This window comes from Hydrogenophaga sp., from assembly GCF_031426985.1.
In the GTDB taxonomy this organism is placed as follows: domain Bacteria; phylum Pseudomonadota; class Gammaproteobacteria; order Burkholderiales; family Burkholderiaceae_C; genus Hydrogenophaga.
This window is the reverse complement of sequence record NZ_JASJOY010000004.1, coordinates 1-13050: the sequence shown is the minus strand read 5'-3', so window position 1 is coordinate 13050 and position 13050 is coordinate 1. Positions and strand designations below refer to the sequence as shown.

Genomic DNA, 13050 nt, shown 5'->3' with positions numbered 1-13050 from the left:
GCGGGCCAGCAACGGGGTCCCCGCGCATGAAACACATCGCGCGCAAACGCTTCGGCCAGCACTTCCTGAGCGACCACGGCATCATCGACGCCATCGTGGCCGCCATCGCGCCGCAGCCGGGCGATCCCATGGTGGAAATCGGCCCAGGCCTGGCCGCGCTCACGCAGCCGCTGGTCGAGCGACTGGGCCACCTGACGGTGGTGGAACTCGACCGCGACCTCGCCGCCCGCCTGCGTGGCCACGGGCAGCTGGACGTGGTCGAGTCCGACGTGCTCAAGGTGGACTTCACCGCGCTGGCCGGGCGCCTGTGCCCAGCTGCCCCCGAACCCGACATCGCCGCCGGGCCGCGGCGGGGCGTGGGGACCAGGCTCCGTGTCGTGGGCAACCTGCCCTACAACATCTCCAGCCCCATCCTGTTCCACCTGCTCGACCACGTGGCGGTGGTGCAGGACCAGCACTTCATGCTGCAGAAGGAAGTGATCGACCGCATGGTGGCTGCGCCCGGTTCGGGCGATTACAGCCGCCTGTCCGTCATGCTGCAGTGGCGCTACGCGATGGAGAACGTGCTGTTCGTGCCGCCCGAGAGCTTCGATCCGCCGCCGCGTGTGGACAGCGCCGTGGTGCGCATGGTGCCGCTGGCGCAGCCGCCGCAGATCGACCTGCGGCTGTACGGCGAGCTGGTGCAGACCGCCTTCAGCCAGCGCCGCAAGATCCTGCGCAACACGCTGGGCAAATGGCTGGAAGCGCGGGGCTTCACTGGCGACTTCGACCTGCAGCGCCGCGCCGAAGAAGTGCCCGTGGCCGAATACGTGGCGCTCGCGCAGGCCGTTTAGTCATAGCCCACGCGCACGCAACAAAAAAGCCGCTGCAAGTGCAGCGGCTTTTTTCTTTCCAAGGGCACCGCGGAACCGGCTTCGCCGGGCCACCAGTGCCGCCCCCTTGAGGGGGTGACGCCGCAGGCGGCGCGGGGGTGGTCCAGTTCAGGCCGCAGTCAACCAGTAGCCGGCGTTGAACGGGCTGCTCATGCGCAGCGCCATCGGGCTCACGTCCAGGAGCTTGTCGGTGGGCATGGGCTCTTCGTTTTCGGCTTCAGCAGCCTCTTCACCCTTGGGCGCGCGGGCGACCGAGAACGAATAGAAGCAGCGGAACGGGATCTTGCGGTCGGACCAGTAGTCGGCCACGTCGCGGAAGATGTCCAGCAGTTGCTCGCGCGCTTCCTTGTCGAACTTGCTGTTGGCCGGGATGTGCTCGAGCACGACGATGAAGCCGGTCTGCGGGCCCGACTTGTGCACCAGGTCGGTCATGCAGTCGTAGAGCGCATCGAAGTTCTTGCCGAAGTGGGCGGGCAGCGTGTACTGCGCGGCGATCAGGTCCAGCACGTCCTGCTTGCTCTGGGCCTTGGCCAGGTTGGCGTACAGGAAATGGTGGCCCAACTGCTCGGCAGCGGCCTCGAGGTCTTTCACGCCATAGGCGCGGATCGACTGAACGATGTTGGTACGTACGTTACGAAGTGGCGTGTCCATCTCCGCGTCTCTTTCGAAGGTCAAAGTTAAAAATCCGTCGCGCTCACCGGGTCACTGCACGATCAGCCGGAAGCTGCTGTAGTGGTCTTCGGTGTAATAACAGGCATCCGGGACACGGGGCTTCTGGCCACCACACACGATCCGGCGCGCACCCCGGTGGCTCAGTCCCGGGGTGGGCACCGTGTACTCACGGTAATACCCTCGTTTCTGCGCCGGCAACACGCGCTCGCGGTTGCCAAACACCGTGCCGTCTTTCTCGTAGCGGTAAGGGCCGCCCTGGCGAATCTGCTCCATCACCTCCCGACCTTGCACAGGCAAACCGGTGTACGCCACGGAGGCGACCGCCGAACCCGGCAACGGTGTGGGAGCGGGGGTGCGGGCTTGCACCAAAAAGGTGCCAACCGTTGCTGTCAGGGCCACCACCAGCGCCGCAGCACCGGATCTGTGTATGCCCCATCGACCCACCCGGATCCGCTTCAGACCCATGAAAATCCCTGCTCCTGATACATCAACCCGCTTTCAAGACCCCGGATGAGGGGGGTGTTTTGAGCGGGTTAACCCTGTGTTTCAAGCCGCAGAGTGTGCCCCAGGTGTTGCAAAAAAGCAAGCGATTGCTGAATAAATAGGCAATTACCTTGGGGGCAAGGGTGACAAAAAGTTAGTGCTTGCTTTTTCTGAAGCGCTCAGCGCTGCACGTTGGCTTCGGCCACCGTCAGGGCTGTCATGTTGACGATGCGGCGCACGGTGGCGCTGGCGGTGAGGATGTGGGCCGGTTTGGCCACGCCCAGCAGCATGGGGCCGATGGCGATGTTGCCGCCGGCGGCCGTCTTGAGCAGGTTGTAGGCGATGTTGGCGGCGTCGATGTTGGGGCACACCAGCAGGTTGGCGTCGCCCTTGAGGGCCGAGCGCGGCATGATCGATTGGCGTGCATCGGCGTCCAGTGCCACATCGCCGTGCATCTCGCCGTCCACCTCCAGCCATGGTGCATTCGTTTGCAGAATGGCCAGGGTCTCGCGCATCTTGAGTGCGCTGGGCTGGTTGCTGGAACCGAAGTTGCTGTGCGAGAGCAGCGCGGCTTTGGGCGTGATGCCAAAGCGCAGCATCTTGCGCGCGGCCATCTTGGTGATCTCGGCCAGCTGCTGCGCGGTCGGGTCGTAGTTGATGTGGGTGTCCACCAGGAACACTTGGCGGCCCGGCAGCATCAGCGCGTTCATGGCGGCGTAGCAGGTGGCGCCCTCGCGCTTGCCGATCACCTGGTCGATGTAGTCCAGGTGCAGCTGGGTGTTGCCCCAGGTGCCGCAGATCAGGCCGTCCACGTCGCCGCGGCGCAGCAGCATGGAGCTGATGAGGGTCAGGCGCCGGCGCATCTCGATCTTGGCCAGCTGCTCGGTCACGCCGCGGCGCTCCATGAGCTGGTGGTAGGTGGTCCAGAGTTCGCGGTAGCGCGCGTCCTGCTCGACGTTGACCACGTCGTAATCCAGCTCTTCCTTCAGGCGCAGGCCGAACTTCTCGATGCGCTCGGCGATGACGGTCGGGCGGCCGATCAGCGTCGGGCGCGCCAGACCTTCGTCCACCACGATCTGGGCGGCGCGCAGCACGCGCTCTTCTTCGCCCTCGGCGTAGGCCACACGCTTTTTCAGCGCCATCTTGGCGGCGGCGTAGATCGGTTTCATGATCGTGCCGGAAGCGAACACGAAGCTCTGCAAGCGCTGCTTGTAGGCGTCCATGTCGGTGATCGGGCGCAGCGCCACGCCGCTGTCGGCGGCGGCCTGGGCCACGGCCGGCGCGATCTTCATCATCAGGCGCGGGTCGAACGGTTTCGGAATCAGGTATTCGGGGCCGAAGGCCAGCTTTTCACCCGCATAGGCCGCCGCGACGACATCGCTTTGCTCGGCCTGGGCCAGCTCGGCGATGGCGTGCACCGCGGCGATCTCCATCTCGTCGGTGATGGTCGATGCGCCGGCGTCCAGCGCGCCACGGAAGATATAGGGGAAACACAGGACGTTGTTGACCTGGTTCGGGTAGTCGGAGCGGCCTGTCGCCATGATGGCGTCGTCGCGCACCGCTTTCACGTCTTCGGGCGTGATCTCGGGGTTCGGGTTCGCCAGCGCGAAGACCAGTGGCTTGGCCGCCATCTTGGCCACCATGTCTTTCTTGAGCACGCCACCGGCCGAAAGCCCCAGGAACACGTCGGCACCAGCGATCGCCTCACTCAGCGTGCGCTGGTCGGTCTTCTGCGCGAACTGGATCTTGTCTTCGTCCATCAGCTCGGTGCGGCCCTCGTAGACCACGCCGGCCAGGTCGGTCACCCAGATGTTTTCGCGCGGGATGCCCAGCTTGACCAGCAGGCCCAGGCAGGCCAGGGCTGCGGCGCCGGCGCCCGAGGTCACGAGCTTGATCTTTTTCGGATCTTTGCCGGCCACTTTCAGACCGTTGAAGATGGCCGCGCCGACCACGATGGCGGTGCCGTGCTGGTCGTCGTGGAAGACCGGGATCTTCATGCGTTCGCGCAGCTTGCGCTCGACGTAGAAGCAGTCGGGCGCCTTGATGTCTTCGAGGTTGATGCCGCCGAAGGTGGGTTCGAGCGAGGCGATGATCTCGACCAGCTTGTCCGGGTCCTTCTCGTTGATCTCGATGTCGAACACATCGATGCCCGAGAACTTCTTGAACAGCACGCCCTTGCCTTCCATCACCGGCTTGGCGGCCAGCGGGCCGATGTCGCCCAGGCCGAGCACGGCGGTGCCGTTGGTGATGACGGCCACCAGGTTGCCGCGGCTGGTGTACTTGAAGGCGTTGTTGGGGTCGGCGACGATTTCTTCGCAGGGAGCCGCCACACCGGGCGAGTAGGCCAGCGCCAGATCGCGCTGGTTCACCAGCTGCTTGGTGGCCGCGATCGCCACCTTCCCGGGGGTGGGGAACTCGTGGTATTCGAGCGCGGCAAGGCGCAGTTCGGCGCGTTTGTTGTCCTGGGCTTGGGGGGTGCTCATGTGGCGGTCTCCTGGTCGCTAATTCTGCAATGTGGAATGCAATTGCGCATTCTAGATGTTGAGAGTTTCCGTGCCCATCGTTTTTTTCTGAAGAAAGGTGCGAAGGCTCATGACATTTTGAGCCGCAATCGGCGCCTGACAAGCTCGGTTTTCCACAGCAAAAAAAGCCGCCTCGGGGGCGGCTTTGGGGCGGAGCGTGTGGATTTAAACCAGCGCGGGTGCGCGACCGGCCGGTTCGGTGCCCTGTTTCTGCAGCAGGGCCAGGGGCTGAAGGGGGCGGCACTGGGCCCAGACCGCCCGGGCGCTGGATTCGCACTGGCCGCACTGTGTGGCCACGCCCATGTCGATCTGGATGTCGTCAAAGCTCGCGCCGCAGCGGGCGGCCTGGGCAATGGCTTTGTCGTTCACGCGGCGGCAAACACAGACGATCATGGCGGTACGGAATGTGGGTTGTTGGATCAAATGATAATTGATCTCATTCATAAAACCCAAAGGCCGTACACCGGTCAGGGGATTGGGCCGACGAAAGGTCGGCCTAATCCCCGCGTCGATCAGTGTTCGTCGGCCATCTGGCTCTGCAGGTAGTTCTGCAGGCCCACCTTGTCCAGCAGTTCGAGCTGGGTTTCGAGGAAGTCGATGTGTTCCTCGGTGTCGTCCAGGATCTTCATCAGCAGGTCGCGCGAGACGAAGTCGCGCACCGCTTCGCAGTACGCCACGCCGTCCTTGATGGTGGCCTGCGCAGCGCGCTCCAGCGCCAGGTCGCTCTGCAGCATCTCGGGCACGTCCTCGGCGATGTTCAGCTTGCCCAGGTCCTGCAGGTTGGGCAGGCCGTCGAGCATGAAGATGCGGTCCATCAGCCAGTCGGCGTGTTTCATCTCGCCGATGGATTCCTCGTATTCCTTCTTGGCCAGCTTGTCCAGGCCCCAGTGCTTGAGCATGCGGTAGTGCACGAAGTACTGGTTGATGGCCGTGAGCTCGTTCTTGAGCTGGGCCTGCAGGTGGGCAATGGCTTGCGGGTCGCCTTTCATGGGAGGCTCCTTCCTGGGTGTTGGTGATGCCGGCATTGTGCAGCGATCACCCGCGGATTTGCGGGGTGTTTGCTCCATCCTTCACAAATGCGAATCATTCGCATATGATGAGGTCGACACCGTTTTCACCGCCAGCCAGCACCGGTCCGCCTCGCGCGGCGCCTGTGCCCCGCCAGCCGATCCGATCCACCCTGGGTGGTGGCCAGGCCCGAACCCGTGCCCCGTTGTCCGGGCCGCGGCGTTGCCTCTGGGGCTGCCGCCTTCCTGTCGCCATCGCATGGCGCTGGCCCTCGTGTCCGAGGCCGCCGCGCCCGTCATCCACCGGAGAACCCCCATGCACACCGCCCCCTGCGCCGATGAGGAATACACCCTGCCGTCGGTGGAAGCCCTGATGGCCGGCACCCTGGCCCTGCTCACGGGCTATGCACAGTCGGCGCCCGACTGCGCGCACCGGCCGCTGATGGCCAGGAAGGTGGTGTCCAACCTCTTCTTCCTCGCGGCCCATCCGCAACTTTCGGCGCCCATGCAGACCCTGCTCGGCAACCTGCGCACGCGCTGGCAGCTGGAGGTGGAGAAGGACGGGCCCGCGTTGCACGCCAGCGCGCCGCGGGCGTTGTGGCACGGGGCACCAGAGGCCGTGCAATGAGCGCGGTCGACGCACGCGAACGCCGGGCGCCTGCGGTCTGCGCGCCGGCGAAGCCCACCCCATCGCCGCCCGCACCGGCGTGTCCCGGCGGCCTGCGGTCGACGGCGTGGGTCCCGCTCGTCACCGGGCCTGTCCCCACCAGCGCAAGCCGCTGGCGGCGGCCGGCCGCACCCACCGGCGCGCCGGACCGGCGCCACCGACCGTTCACACACCGCTTAAGGGAGCCCCGATGCACACCCGACCCACCACCCGAACCCTCCAGCCCCGCGCGGCGGCGCCCTCCCACGAACTGGTGGCCGAACACGGCGTGCTGATGCGCCAGATCGGTGGCCTGCAACGGCGCAGCAGCGAACTCCTGCGGGCTTCCAGCGCCCGCGAGACCGCACTGGTGGCCGAGAACCTGCGGCTGCGCGCCGAGCTGGTGCTGCTGCGCACCAGCGTGTTCTGGGGCCTGGGCGCGGCCACGGTGCTGCGCCGCCCTGTCGCCGCCCGCCCACCAGCGGTGGACGCCGGCGCGCGGGAGGCCCAGGCCGTGATCTGCCAGACCGGCTGCGTGGGCCACGCCCACCCCTGGCTGGAGGCCGACGGCCAGTGCCGGCGCAGTGGCCAGGCCTGCGAGCGGGTGGACCCGGGCGCGGCGGTGCGCTGAGCAGGGGTACACCCACCCGACACCCGACACGCCCGCGTCTGGCGCGAAGGACACGCCCCTGTTCGTTGCACATGCGCGCGAACGCCCGAGCGATGGCGGTGCTATGCGCCGGGATGAGCGGGCCCGAGGCCACCCCGCCCCCTCAACCCTCGAGCAGCAGCCAGTGGTTGTCGAGCTGCAGAGCCAGCGCGTTGTGGTCGGCTGCCCGCACAGCCTGGGGCGTGTAGGGCTTGGCGTCGCCGTGCAGCAGCCCAATCTGTGCGCGGGTGCTGGCCAGCCACCACTGCGCGCGGCCGGCGGCGAGGGCGCAGGCCTCGGGATGTTCGATGGCGCCCTGCCAACGCCCCGACGCGCGGAACAGCGCCAGCCGGTTCACGCGCGGGCAGCTGACCGCGAAACCCCCTCCGGGCAGGGCGCAGATGTCGCCGCCGTAGCCGGCCAGCGGCGGCTGGTCGTCGGCGGCGCGCAGGGCACGGCCGTCCCACAGCGCGAGCACCGGCGCCGCTGACCTGTCCGCGGGGGCCGGGTGTTCGGCCTGCAGCGCGATGCCCAGCGTGCCCGACACGGGGTCGAAGGCCAGGTGGCGGATGCTCAGGTACGGGTCGTCCAGCCGCCACTGGCCCCGCAGCGCTCCGCTGCCCGGGTCCAGCGCCACCAGCGACGCGTCCATGTGCCCCAGCGCGCGTTTGCTGCGCCCGGTCTCGGGCAGGGTCGGGATGCCGCCGTTGGCCACCATCAGCGTGCCCGCGGGCAGCGCGCCCACCGCCTGCGGCAGCGCCAGCAGCTGGTGCGGGTCCATGCCGTGGGTCGCCCACTCGGTGGTCTTCTCCAGCGACTTCGCCTCGCGCACGCCGATGCGGCCCTGTGCGGTGTCGAGATCGGTTTCGGTGGTCCAGAGCGTGGCGCCGTCGCCGTGGGCGATCACATGGCCGTTGAAGCGCCGGTCCTCGCCGATCCAGTGCCACTGCGTGAGGCCGCGGGCCGGGTGCCAGCGCAGCAGCCAGTCGCCGGGCCGGCGCGCCACGGCGAGCACCGATCCGCCCGATTCGGCCCACAGCCCATGCGCCCGTGTGGGCACCGCGAGCGCGCGCTGCACCGACCACTGCGCGCCGCCGACCGACAGCAGGCCGATGTGCTGCTCCGCCCCGTTCTGCCAGGCGGCCAGCAGCGTCGCGCGGTGGTCGGTGCCGGCCCAGGCGCTGGGCGGGAGGGCTGCGCCCGACGCGAGCAGTGCCAGCAGTTGGCGGCGGCTGAGTGGCGTCACGTCAGTCCCCGTCGGCGTCGGAGAAGCCCAGCGGCACGTCGAGTGCGGCGGCCACCTCGGTCTGGAACAGCGTGGTCACGCCCTTGAGCGTTTTCGACAGCGCCATCAGGTCCTGGTCGCCCGCCTTCGCGGGCAGGGCCGCGATGGCGGCGTCGGCGCGGTCCAGCGCCTGGCCCCAGCGCTGTGCCAGCGCGATCTGGCCCTTGCCCATGAGCAGCGCTTCGATGGGGATCAGGCCCTGGCCGGGCTGTGGCGGCTGGGTGCGCTGCGCGGGGCTCAGGCGCGCCTGCACCAGCAGGGCCTTCCACTGCGCGCGCCATTCGGCCGCGTTGTCGGCCGGGGACCGGCGCGCGAACGCGGGCGCGTGGCCCGGGCCGGCGGTGCGGGCCTTCTGCACCGGCTGCTCGATGTGGGCCCAGCGCAGGCGCTCCAGGCCGCCGAGCCACTGGTTGATCCATTCGGCGAAGGCGGCGCGGGCGGCGTCTTCATCGCTGGTCCAGTCGCGTGCGGCGAGCGCGTCGAAGCCGGTGCGCAAGGCCGTGGCCTCGGCCGCGATGCCTTCGGCCAGCAGCACCAGGTAGGGGCAGTGGGCGGGCGACGGCTTCGCGGCCTGCAGCTGCTCGAAGGCCGGAAATCCCTTGGCCGGCGTGCCGATGGATTCCATGTCGGCCAGCGTCTGGGGCGCGCGCGCCAGCGCCTTGACCAGCAGCGCCGGTCGTGTGGGCCAGAAGTCGATCTGGCGTTGCGAACGGCGTTCGATCACCGGTCCCAGCGCGGGGCTGGACAGCGCCTGCCAGGACAGCAGGGCCCGGCGCCAGGCGTCTTTCAATGCGGTAGACGTTGCGGTGGACGACGCGCAGTGCTGCCGCGCCGCGGCCGTCAGGGCCTGGGCCTGGGCCTCGAAGTCGCGCGCCAGCGGCGGCAGGTGTTGGGCGTACAGGCCCTGCAGCGCGTCCTCGCCGCTGTAGTAGGGGAAGGCGAGCGCGCCACCGGTCTGCGCGTGCAGACCCGTGGCGGGCAGGGCCGCGACGGCCAGCAGGCCGGCCAGGGTGTGTCGGCGGGTGATCATGTCCCGGTCCTCACAAGGAGTTGACGAAGGCGACCAGCGCGTCGCGGTCCTGCTTCGAGAACTTCAGCACCTGGTCTTTCGCGCCCTGTGCTTCGCCACCGTGCCACAGCACGGCTTCGAGCACGCCGTTGGCGCGGCCGTCGTGCAGCAGGCGCTGGTGGCCGTTCACGTCCTGGAACAGGCCCACGCCCCACAGCGGCGGCGTCTTCCACTGCCGGCCGCTGGCCAGGAAGTCGGGCCGGCCGTCGGCCAGGCCCTCGCCCATGTCGTGCAGCAGCAGGTCGGTGTAGGGCCAGATGCGCTGACCGACCACCTGGTGGCTGGTCAGGCGCGGGAAGCGCGGCTCGCCCGTCAGGTAGGCCGGGCGGTGGCAGGCGGCGCACTGGGCCTGCGCAAACAGCGCCTGGCCGCGAAGCACCTGCGGGTCGTCGGGCTGGCGGCGTGCGGCCGGGGCCAGGGTGGCGGCGTAGAACACCACATCGCCCAGGGTCTGGTCGTCGATCTCGGGCACCTGCGCGCTGGCCTGCGACGAGGGCATCAGCCCGTCGTGGCCGCTGCGCTGGCCACCGCCGTGCGGCGCGGCCAGGCAGTCGGTCTGCACCGGCGTGCAGCCCTCGCGCCCGTTCACGCTGCTGGTGATGCCCATGTCGCCGTTGAAGGCGCCCGCGCTCTGGTGCGCCAGGCTGCCGGTGTTGGCCTTCCAGCCGAAGCGGCCGATCACCTGCTGCTGCGCGAAGGCGTCCCAGACCCGGTTGGGCTGGCCCTTGATCGGGCCGGGCGCGGCCGCCTGGTCGCGCGCGTTGGCCAGGATCTCGGCCTCGGGGATGGCTTCGATCAGGCCCAGGCCGGCCATGTGCGGCGCGATGCGCGGGCTGACCATGACGTCCTTGGCTATGGGGCCGTAGCCGAGGTTGGTGAATGTGTACCCGGGCTTGTTCAGCACGAAACGCGTGCCGTCGGCGAAGCGGCCGTGCACCGGCGTGCTGCGGATGCGCACCGTGCCTTCGGCCTTCACGCCCTGGATGCCGGCGTTGTTGAACTGGTCGCCATAGGTCGGTTCGGGCACCACGCCGTCGTGCGGCGCGGGCGTGCCGGGCACCGAGAGGCGGAACAGCAGCGCGACCGTGTTGTCGGGCTCGGGGCCGAGCGTGCGCCGCCAGTCGGGCGGTGCGCCGCGGCCGTCCATCACATGGCAGCCGGCGCAGGAGCGGGCTATGAAGTGCGGCCCCAGGCCGTCGCGCGCGGTGGTCGAGGCGGGGGCTTCGACCCAGTTGCGTTTGAAGAAGGAGTTGCCGATGGCAAAGCGCGTGCGCTCAGCGTCGTCCAGGTTGGCCAGCGGGAACGAGAAGGCGTTGCGGCCGGTGGCGTAGACGGTGGTGCTGCCGCCGGTCTTCTCACCCAGCGGGTCCGGGTCGGTGTCGGCGGCGGCGTGGCCGATCAGCAGGAGCGCCGCCACCCCGAAGGCGACGGCCCCCATGGCTGGCGCGAGGCGCGTGGCTGTGGGACGAGTGAACATGGTGAAAGGCCGGTTTGGGAAGAGAGGCGGACTCGGTCGGGGATGCCGTGGAACCGGCTTGGCCGGGCCACAGGCATCGCCCCCTTGAGGGGGTGACGCGCCGCACGTGCGGCGCGGCGCAGGCGTGGGCCTTGTCTCAGGGCTCGACGAGCGTGAGCTTGGCGATGCCGACGGCGGACGCGGATTCCACCAGCAGCTTGGACTGCGACACCAGGCTGGCGACCGTCTTCTCGATCACCGGCCGGCCGGCCGAGCCCTTGACGATGGCGCGATCGAAGGGTGCGGGGATCGCTTCGGCGCCCTGCACCGAAGCGGCGATCTGGGCGGTGGTCTTCTCGGCCAGGGCCGGGTTCTTCACGGCGACCAGGTCGCGCAGGCCCGGGCCCTTGAGCAGGCTGCCGTCGCGGCGCTTGAATTCGCCCAGCCAGACGTTCTGGATGCCCTTGGCGTTGGTCGCCACATCGCGGTGCGTGTTGTCCGAGAAGCAGGAATGTTCGTCTTCCTGGTCCTGCGAGTTCAGGGCCACTTCCATGCGCTCGCCCGAGAGTTCGCCGCGCGAGAGCGAACCCAGGCCGACGATGATCTTGCGCACCGACTCCTTGCCGCCCTGCTCGAATTTGGCGCGGTAGTTCTTCTTGCCGGGTTCCCAGGCGGCGACCATGGCCGACAGATCGTCCACCAGCAGCCCGGTGGCCACGGTCAGGTACTGGGCGCGGCGCTCGGCGTTGGCGCCTTTGCCCACCACGTAGTCCTCAAACGAGCGGTTGCCCGGGCCGGTCTCGCTCTGGTCCTGGCCCCAGAGCAGGAACTCGACCGCGTGCCAGCCGGCGCTGATGTTCTCTTCGCCGCCGCGCTCGTTGGCCTTGGTCAGGGCGGCCTTGGTGATCTTGAACTTGGCGTTGTTGACCATGCCGGCCTTGGGCTTGCCGGTCACGTAGTCCACATAGGCCTCGTCCAGCGGCCAGGCGTTGATTTGGCCTTCGGGGCCCTTGGCGTCGTCGATCGGGCCGCCGTAGAAGCGGAAGGCCTCGGTCTGGCCGTAGAACTCGCGGGCGTCCAGCCAGGCCTGGCGGGCCTTGTTCAGGCCGTCGGCCGACGGGGCTTTGGTGAACGCGGCGATGGCCGCCTGCAGGTCCTGGGCGGCGGCCAGGGTGTCGGCGTAGCTGGCGTGCACCAGGGCGGCGTAGTGCTGGGCCACGGCCTTGTGGTCCACGGCGGCGACCGCTGCGGTGGCCGCCGTCTGGGCATGGGCCGGCAGGCAGGCGGCGGTCAGGGAAGCGAGGGCCAGCACGGCGGCGGCGACGGGGTGCAGTTTCATGGTGGATGCGTTCCTAAAAAGACAAATGAGAACGATTCCAATTCTATACGGCGATGTGTCGAGGGCCCAAGCGGGCTGTGCCGTCCCGGTTCCAGCCGGCCGCCCGGACCGGATGGGGGGCAGAGAAGGCGCGCCGCGGCGCCGTGCACCGCTGGCCGGCGCTTCAGGCCACGGGCCGCACCTGCACCTGGGCGAACAGGCGCTGCATGTCCTGCGGGTGGGCCAGGCCGGTGCCGGCGTTCAGCAGCGCGGCCGAGCCGGCCGCCACGCCCCAGGCGAAGGCCTGGTCCAGCGCCAGGCCCTGCTGCCAGGCCCAGACCAGTCCACCCACGAAGCTGTCGCCCGCGCCGACCGCGCTGGCCACCGGCATGTCCAGCGGCGGCGCGAACCACATCGCGTCGCGCGTCACCAGCAGCGCGCCCTGGTGGCCCAGGGTCAGGGCAACGATCTCGGCCTTGCCTTCGTTCACCAGGCGCCGCGCGCCGGCCTGCCACTGCGCGGGCGTTTCCAGCGTCTCGCCCGTCAGCTCCCCCAGCTCCTTGAGGTTGGGCTTGAACAGGAACACGCCCTCGACCAGGGCGGCCGAGAGCGCCGGCCCCGAGGCGTCGACCACCAGTTTGGCGCCGCGCTGGCGGCACAGCCGGGCCACGCGCGCATAAAAGTCGGTCGGCACGCCCGGCGGCAGGCTGCCGCTGGCGACCACCAGTTCGGGGAAATCGGCCAGGCCTTCGAGGTGGGCCAGGCAGCCGGTCCACTCGGCCTCGCTCAGGTGCGGCCCGGGCATCACGAAGCGGAATTCGGCGCCGCTGCTGTGTTCGTGCACGGTGAAGCTCACGCGGGTTTCGTCGGCGATCGGCAGGAACACGCTGTCCAGCCCCTCGTCGCGCATGCGCTGCTCCAGCCAGTGGCCCGAGGGGCCACCGGTGGGGCAGACGGCGGTGCAGCGGCCGCCCAGCCGGGTCAGCACCCGCGCCACGTTCACGCCGCCGCCGCCGGCGTCGTGCAGCGTGTCGCCGCAGCGCAGCTTGTGCGTGGGCACCACGCGCTCGG

General features: G+C 69.2%; 12 protein-coding genes and 1 pseudogene. 3 read left to right on the top strand and 10 right to left on the bottom strand.

Going from position 1 to position 13050, the window contains the following annotated elements; genetic code table 11:
- Positions 1 to 26: 26 nt before the first annotated feature.
- Positions 27 to 833, top strand: coding sequence for a 16S rRNA (adenine(1518)-N(6)/adenine(1519)-N(6))-dimethyltransferase RsmA (rsmA, locus tag RMP09_RS00220; RefSeq protein ID WP_310563992.1), 807 nt, complete (start codon positions 27 to 29; stop codon positions 831 to 833).
- A 294-nt stretch (positions 834 to 1127) separates the two neighbouring features.
- Here rsmA and RMP09_RS00215 read toward each other — a convergent pair.
- The 5 genes and pseudogenes from RMP09_RS00215 to bfr all read right to left on the bottom strand — a co-directional run.
- Positions 1128 to 1523: pseudogene (locus RMP09_RS00215) on the bottom strand (barstar family protein); the annotation flags it as partial.
- A gap of 51 nt (positions 1524 to 1574) precedes the next feature.
- Positions 1575 to 2009, bottom strand: coding sequence for a ribonuclease domain-containing protein (locus RMP09_RS00210; protein WP_310563991.1), 435 nt, complete (start codon positions 2007 to 2009; stop codon positions 1575 to 1577).
- Between the two features lie 197 nt (positions 2010 to 2206).
- On the bottom strand, positions 2207 to 4510 hold the full coding sequence (locus RMP09_RS00205; RefSeq protein ID WP_310563990.1) for an NADP-dependent malic enzyme: 2304 nt from the start codon (positions 4508 to 4510) through the stop codon (positions 2207 to 2209).
- A gap of 204 nt (positions 4511 to 4714) precedes the next feature.
- Positions 4715 to 4942 (bottom strand): bacterioferritin-associated ferredoxin, encoded by a 228-nt coding sequence (locus RMP09_RS00200; RefSeq protein ID WP_310563989.1) that lies wholly within the window; start codon positions 4940 to 4942, stop codon positions 4715 to 4717.
- Positions 4943 to 5061: 119 nt separating this feature from the next.
- Entirely contained in the window at positions 5062 to 5538 is a 477-nt protein-coding gene (bfr, locus tag RMP09_RS00195; protein ID WP_310563988.1) for a bacterioferritin, read from the bottom strand.
- 334 nt (positions 5539 to 5872) lie between these two features.
- Here bfr and RMP09_RS00190 point away from each other — a divergent pair, with 334 nt between their 5' ends.
- Together RMP09_RS00190 and RMP09_RS00185 are read left to right on the top strand one after the other, a co-directional pair.
- Positions 5873 to 6184, top strand: a complete 312-nt coding sequence (locus RMP09_RS00190; RefSeq protein WP_310563987.1) for a hypothetical protein — start codon at positions 5873 to 5875, stop codon at positions 6182 to 6184.
- A gap of 229 nt (positions 6185 to 6413) precedes the next feature.
- Positions 6414 to 6833 (top strand): hypothetical protein, encoded by a 420-nt coding sequence (locus tag RMP09_RS00185; protein WP_310563986.1) that lies wholly within the window; start codon positions 6414 to 6416, stop codon positions 6831 to 6833.
- A gap of 142 nt (positions 6834 to 6975) precedes the next feature.
- Here the strand turns inward: RMP09_RS00185 and RMP09_RS00180 are convergent, their stop codons facing one another.
- The 5 genes from RMP09_RS00180 to RMP09_RS00160 form a co-directional block, all read right to left on the bottom strand.
- Positions 6976 to 8097, bottom strand: a complete 1122-nt coding sequence (locus RMP09_RS00180) for a DUF1513 domain-containing protein (protein WP_310563985.1) — start codon at positions 8095 to 8097, stop codon at positions 6976 to 6978.
- A gap of 1 nt (position 8098) precedes the next feature.
- Complete coding sequence (locus tag RMP09_RS00175; RefSeq protein ID WP_310563984.1) at positions 8099 to 9166, bottom strand: imelysin family protein; 1068 nt, start codon at positions 9164 to 9166, stop codon at positions 8099 to 8101.
- Positions 9167 to 9176: 10 nt separating this feature from the next.
- Positions 9177 to 10682 (bottom strand): di-heme oxidoredictase family protein, encoded by a 1506-nt coding sequence (locus RMP09_RS00170; RefSeq protein ID WP_310563983.1) that lies wholly within the window; start codon positions 10680 to 10682, stop codon positions 9177 to 9179.
- Positions 10683 to 10818: 136 nt separating this feature from the next.
- Positions 10819 to 12000, bottom strand: a complete 1182-nt coding sequence (locus tag RMP09_RS00165; protein ID WP_310563982.1) for an imelysin family protein — start codon at positions 11998 to 12000, stop codon at positions 10819 to 10821.
- A 163-nt stretch (positions 12001 to 12163) separates the two neighbouring features.
- Positions 12164 to 13050 (bottom strand): 1-phosphofructokinase family hexose kinase (locus RMP09_RS00160; protein WP_310563981.1); only part of this gene is annotated, 887 nt, incomplete at its 5' end.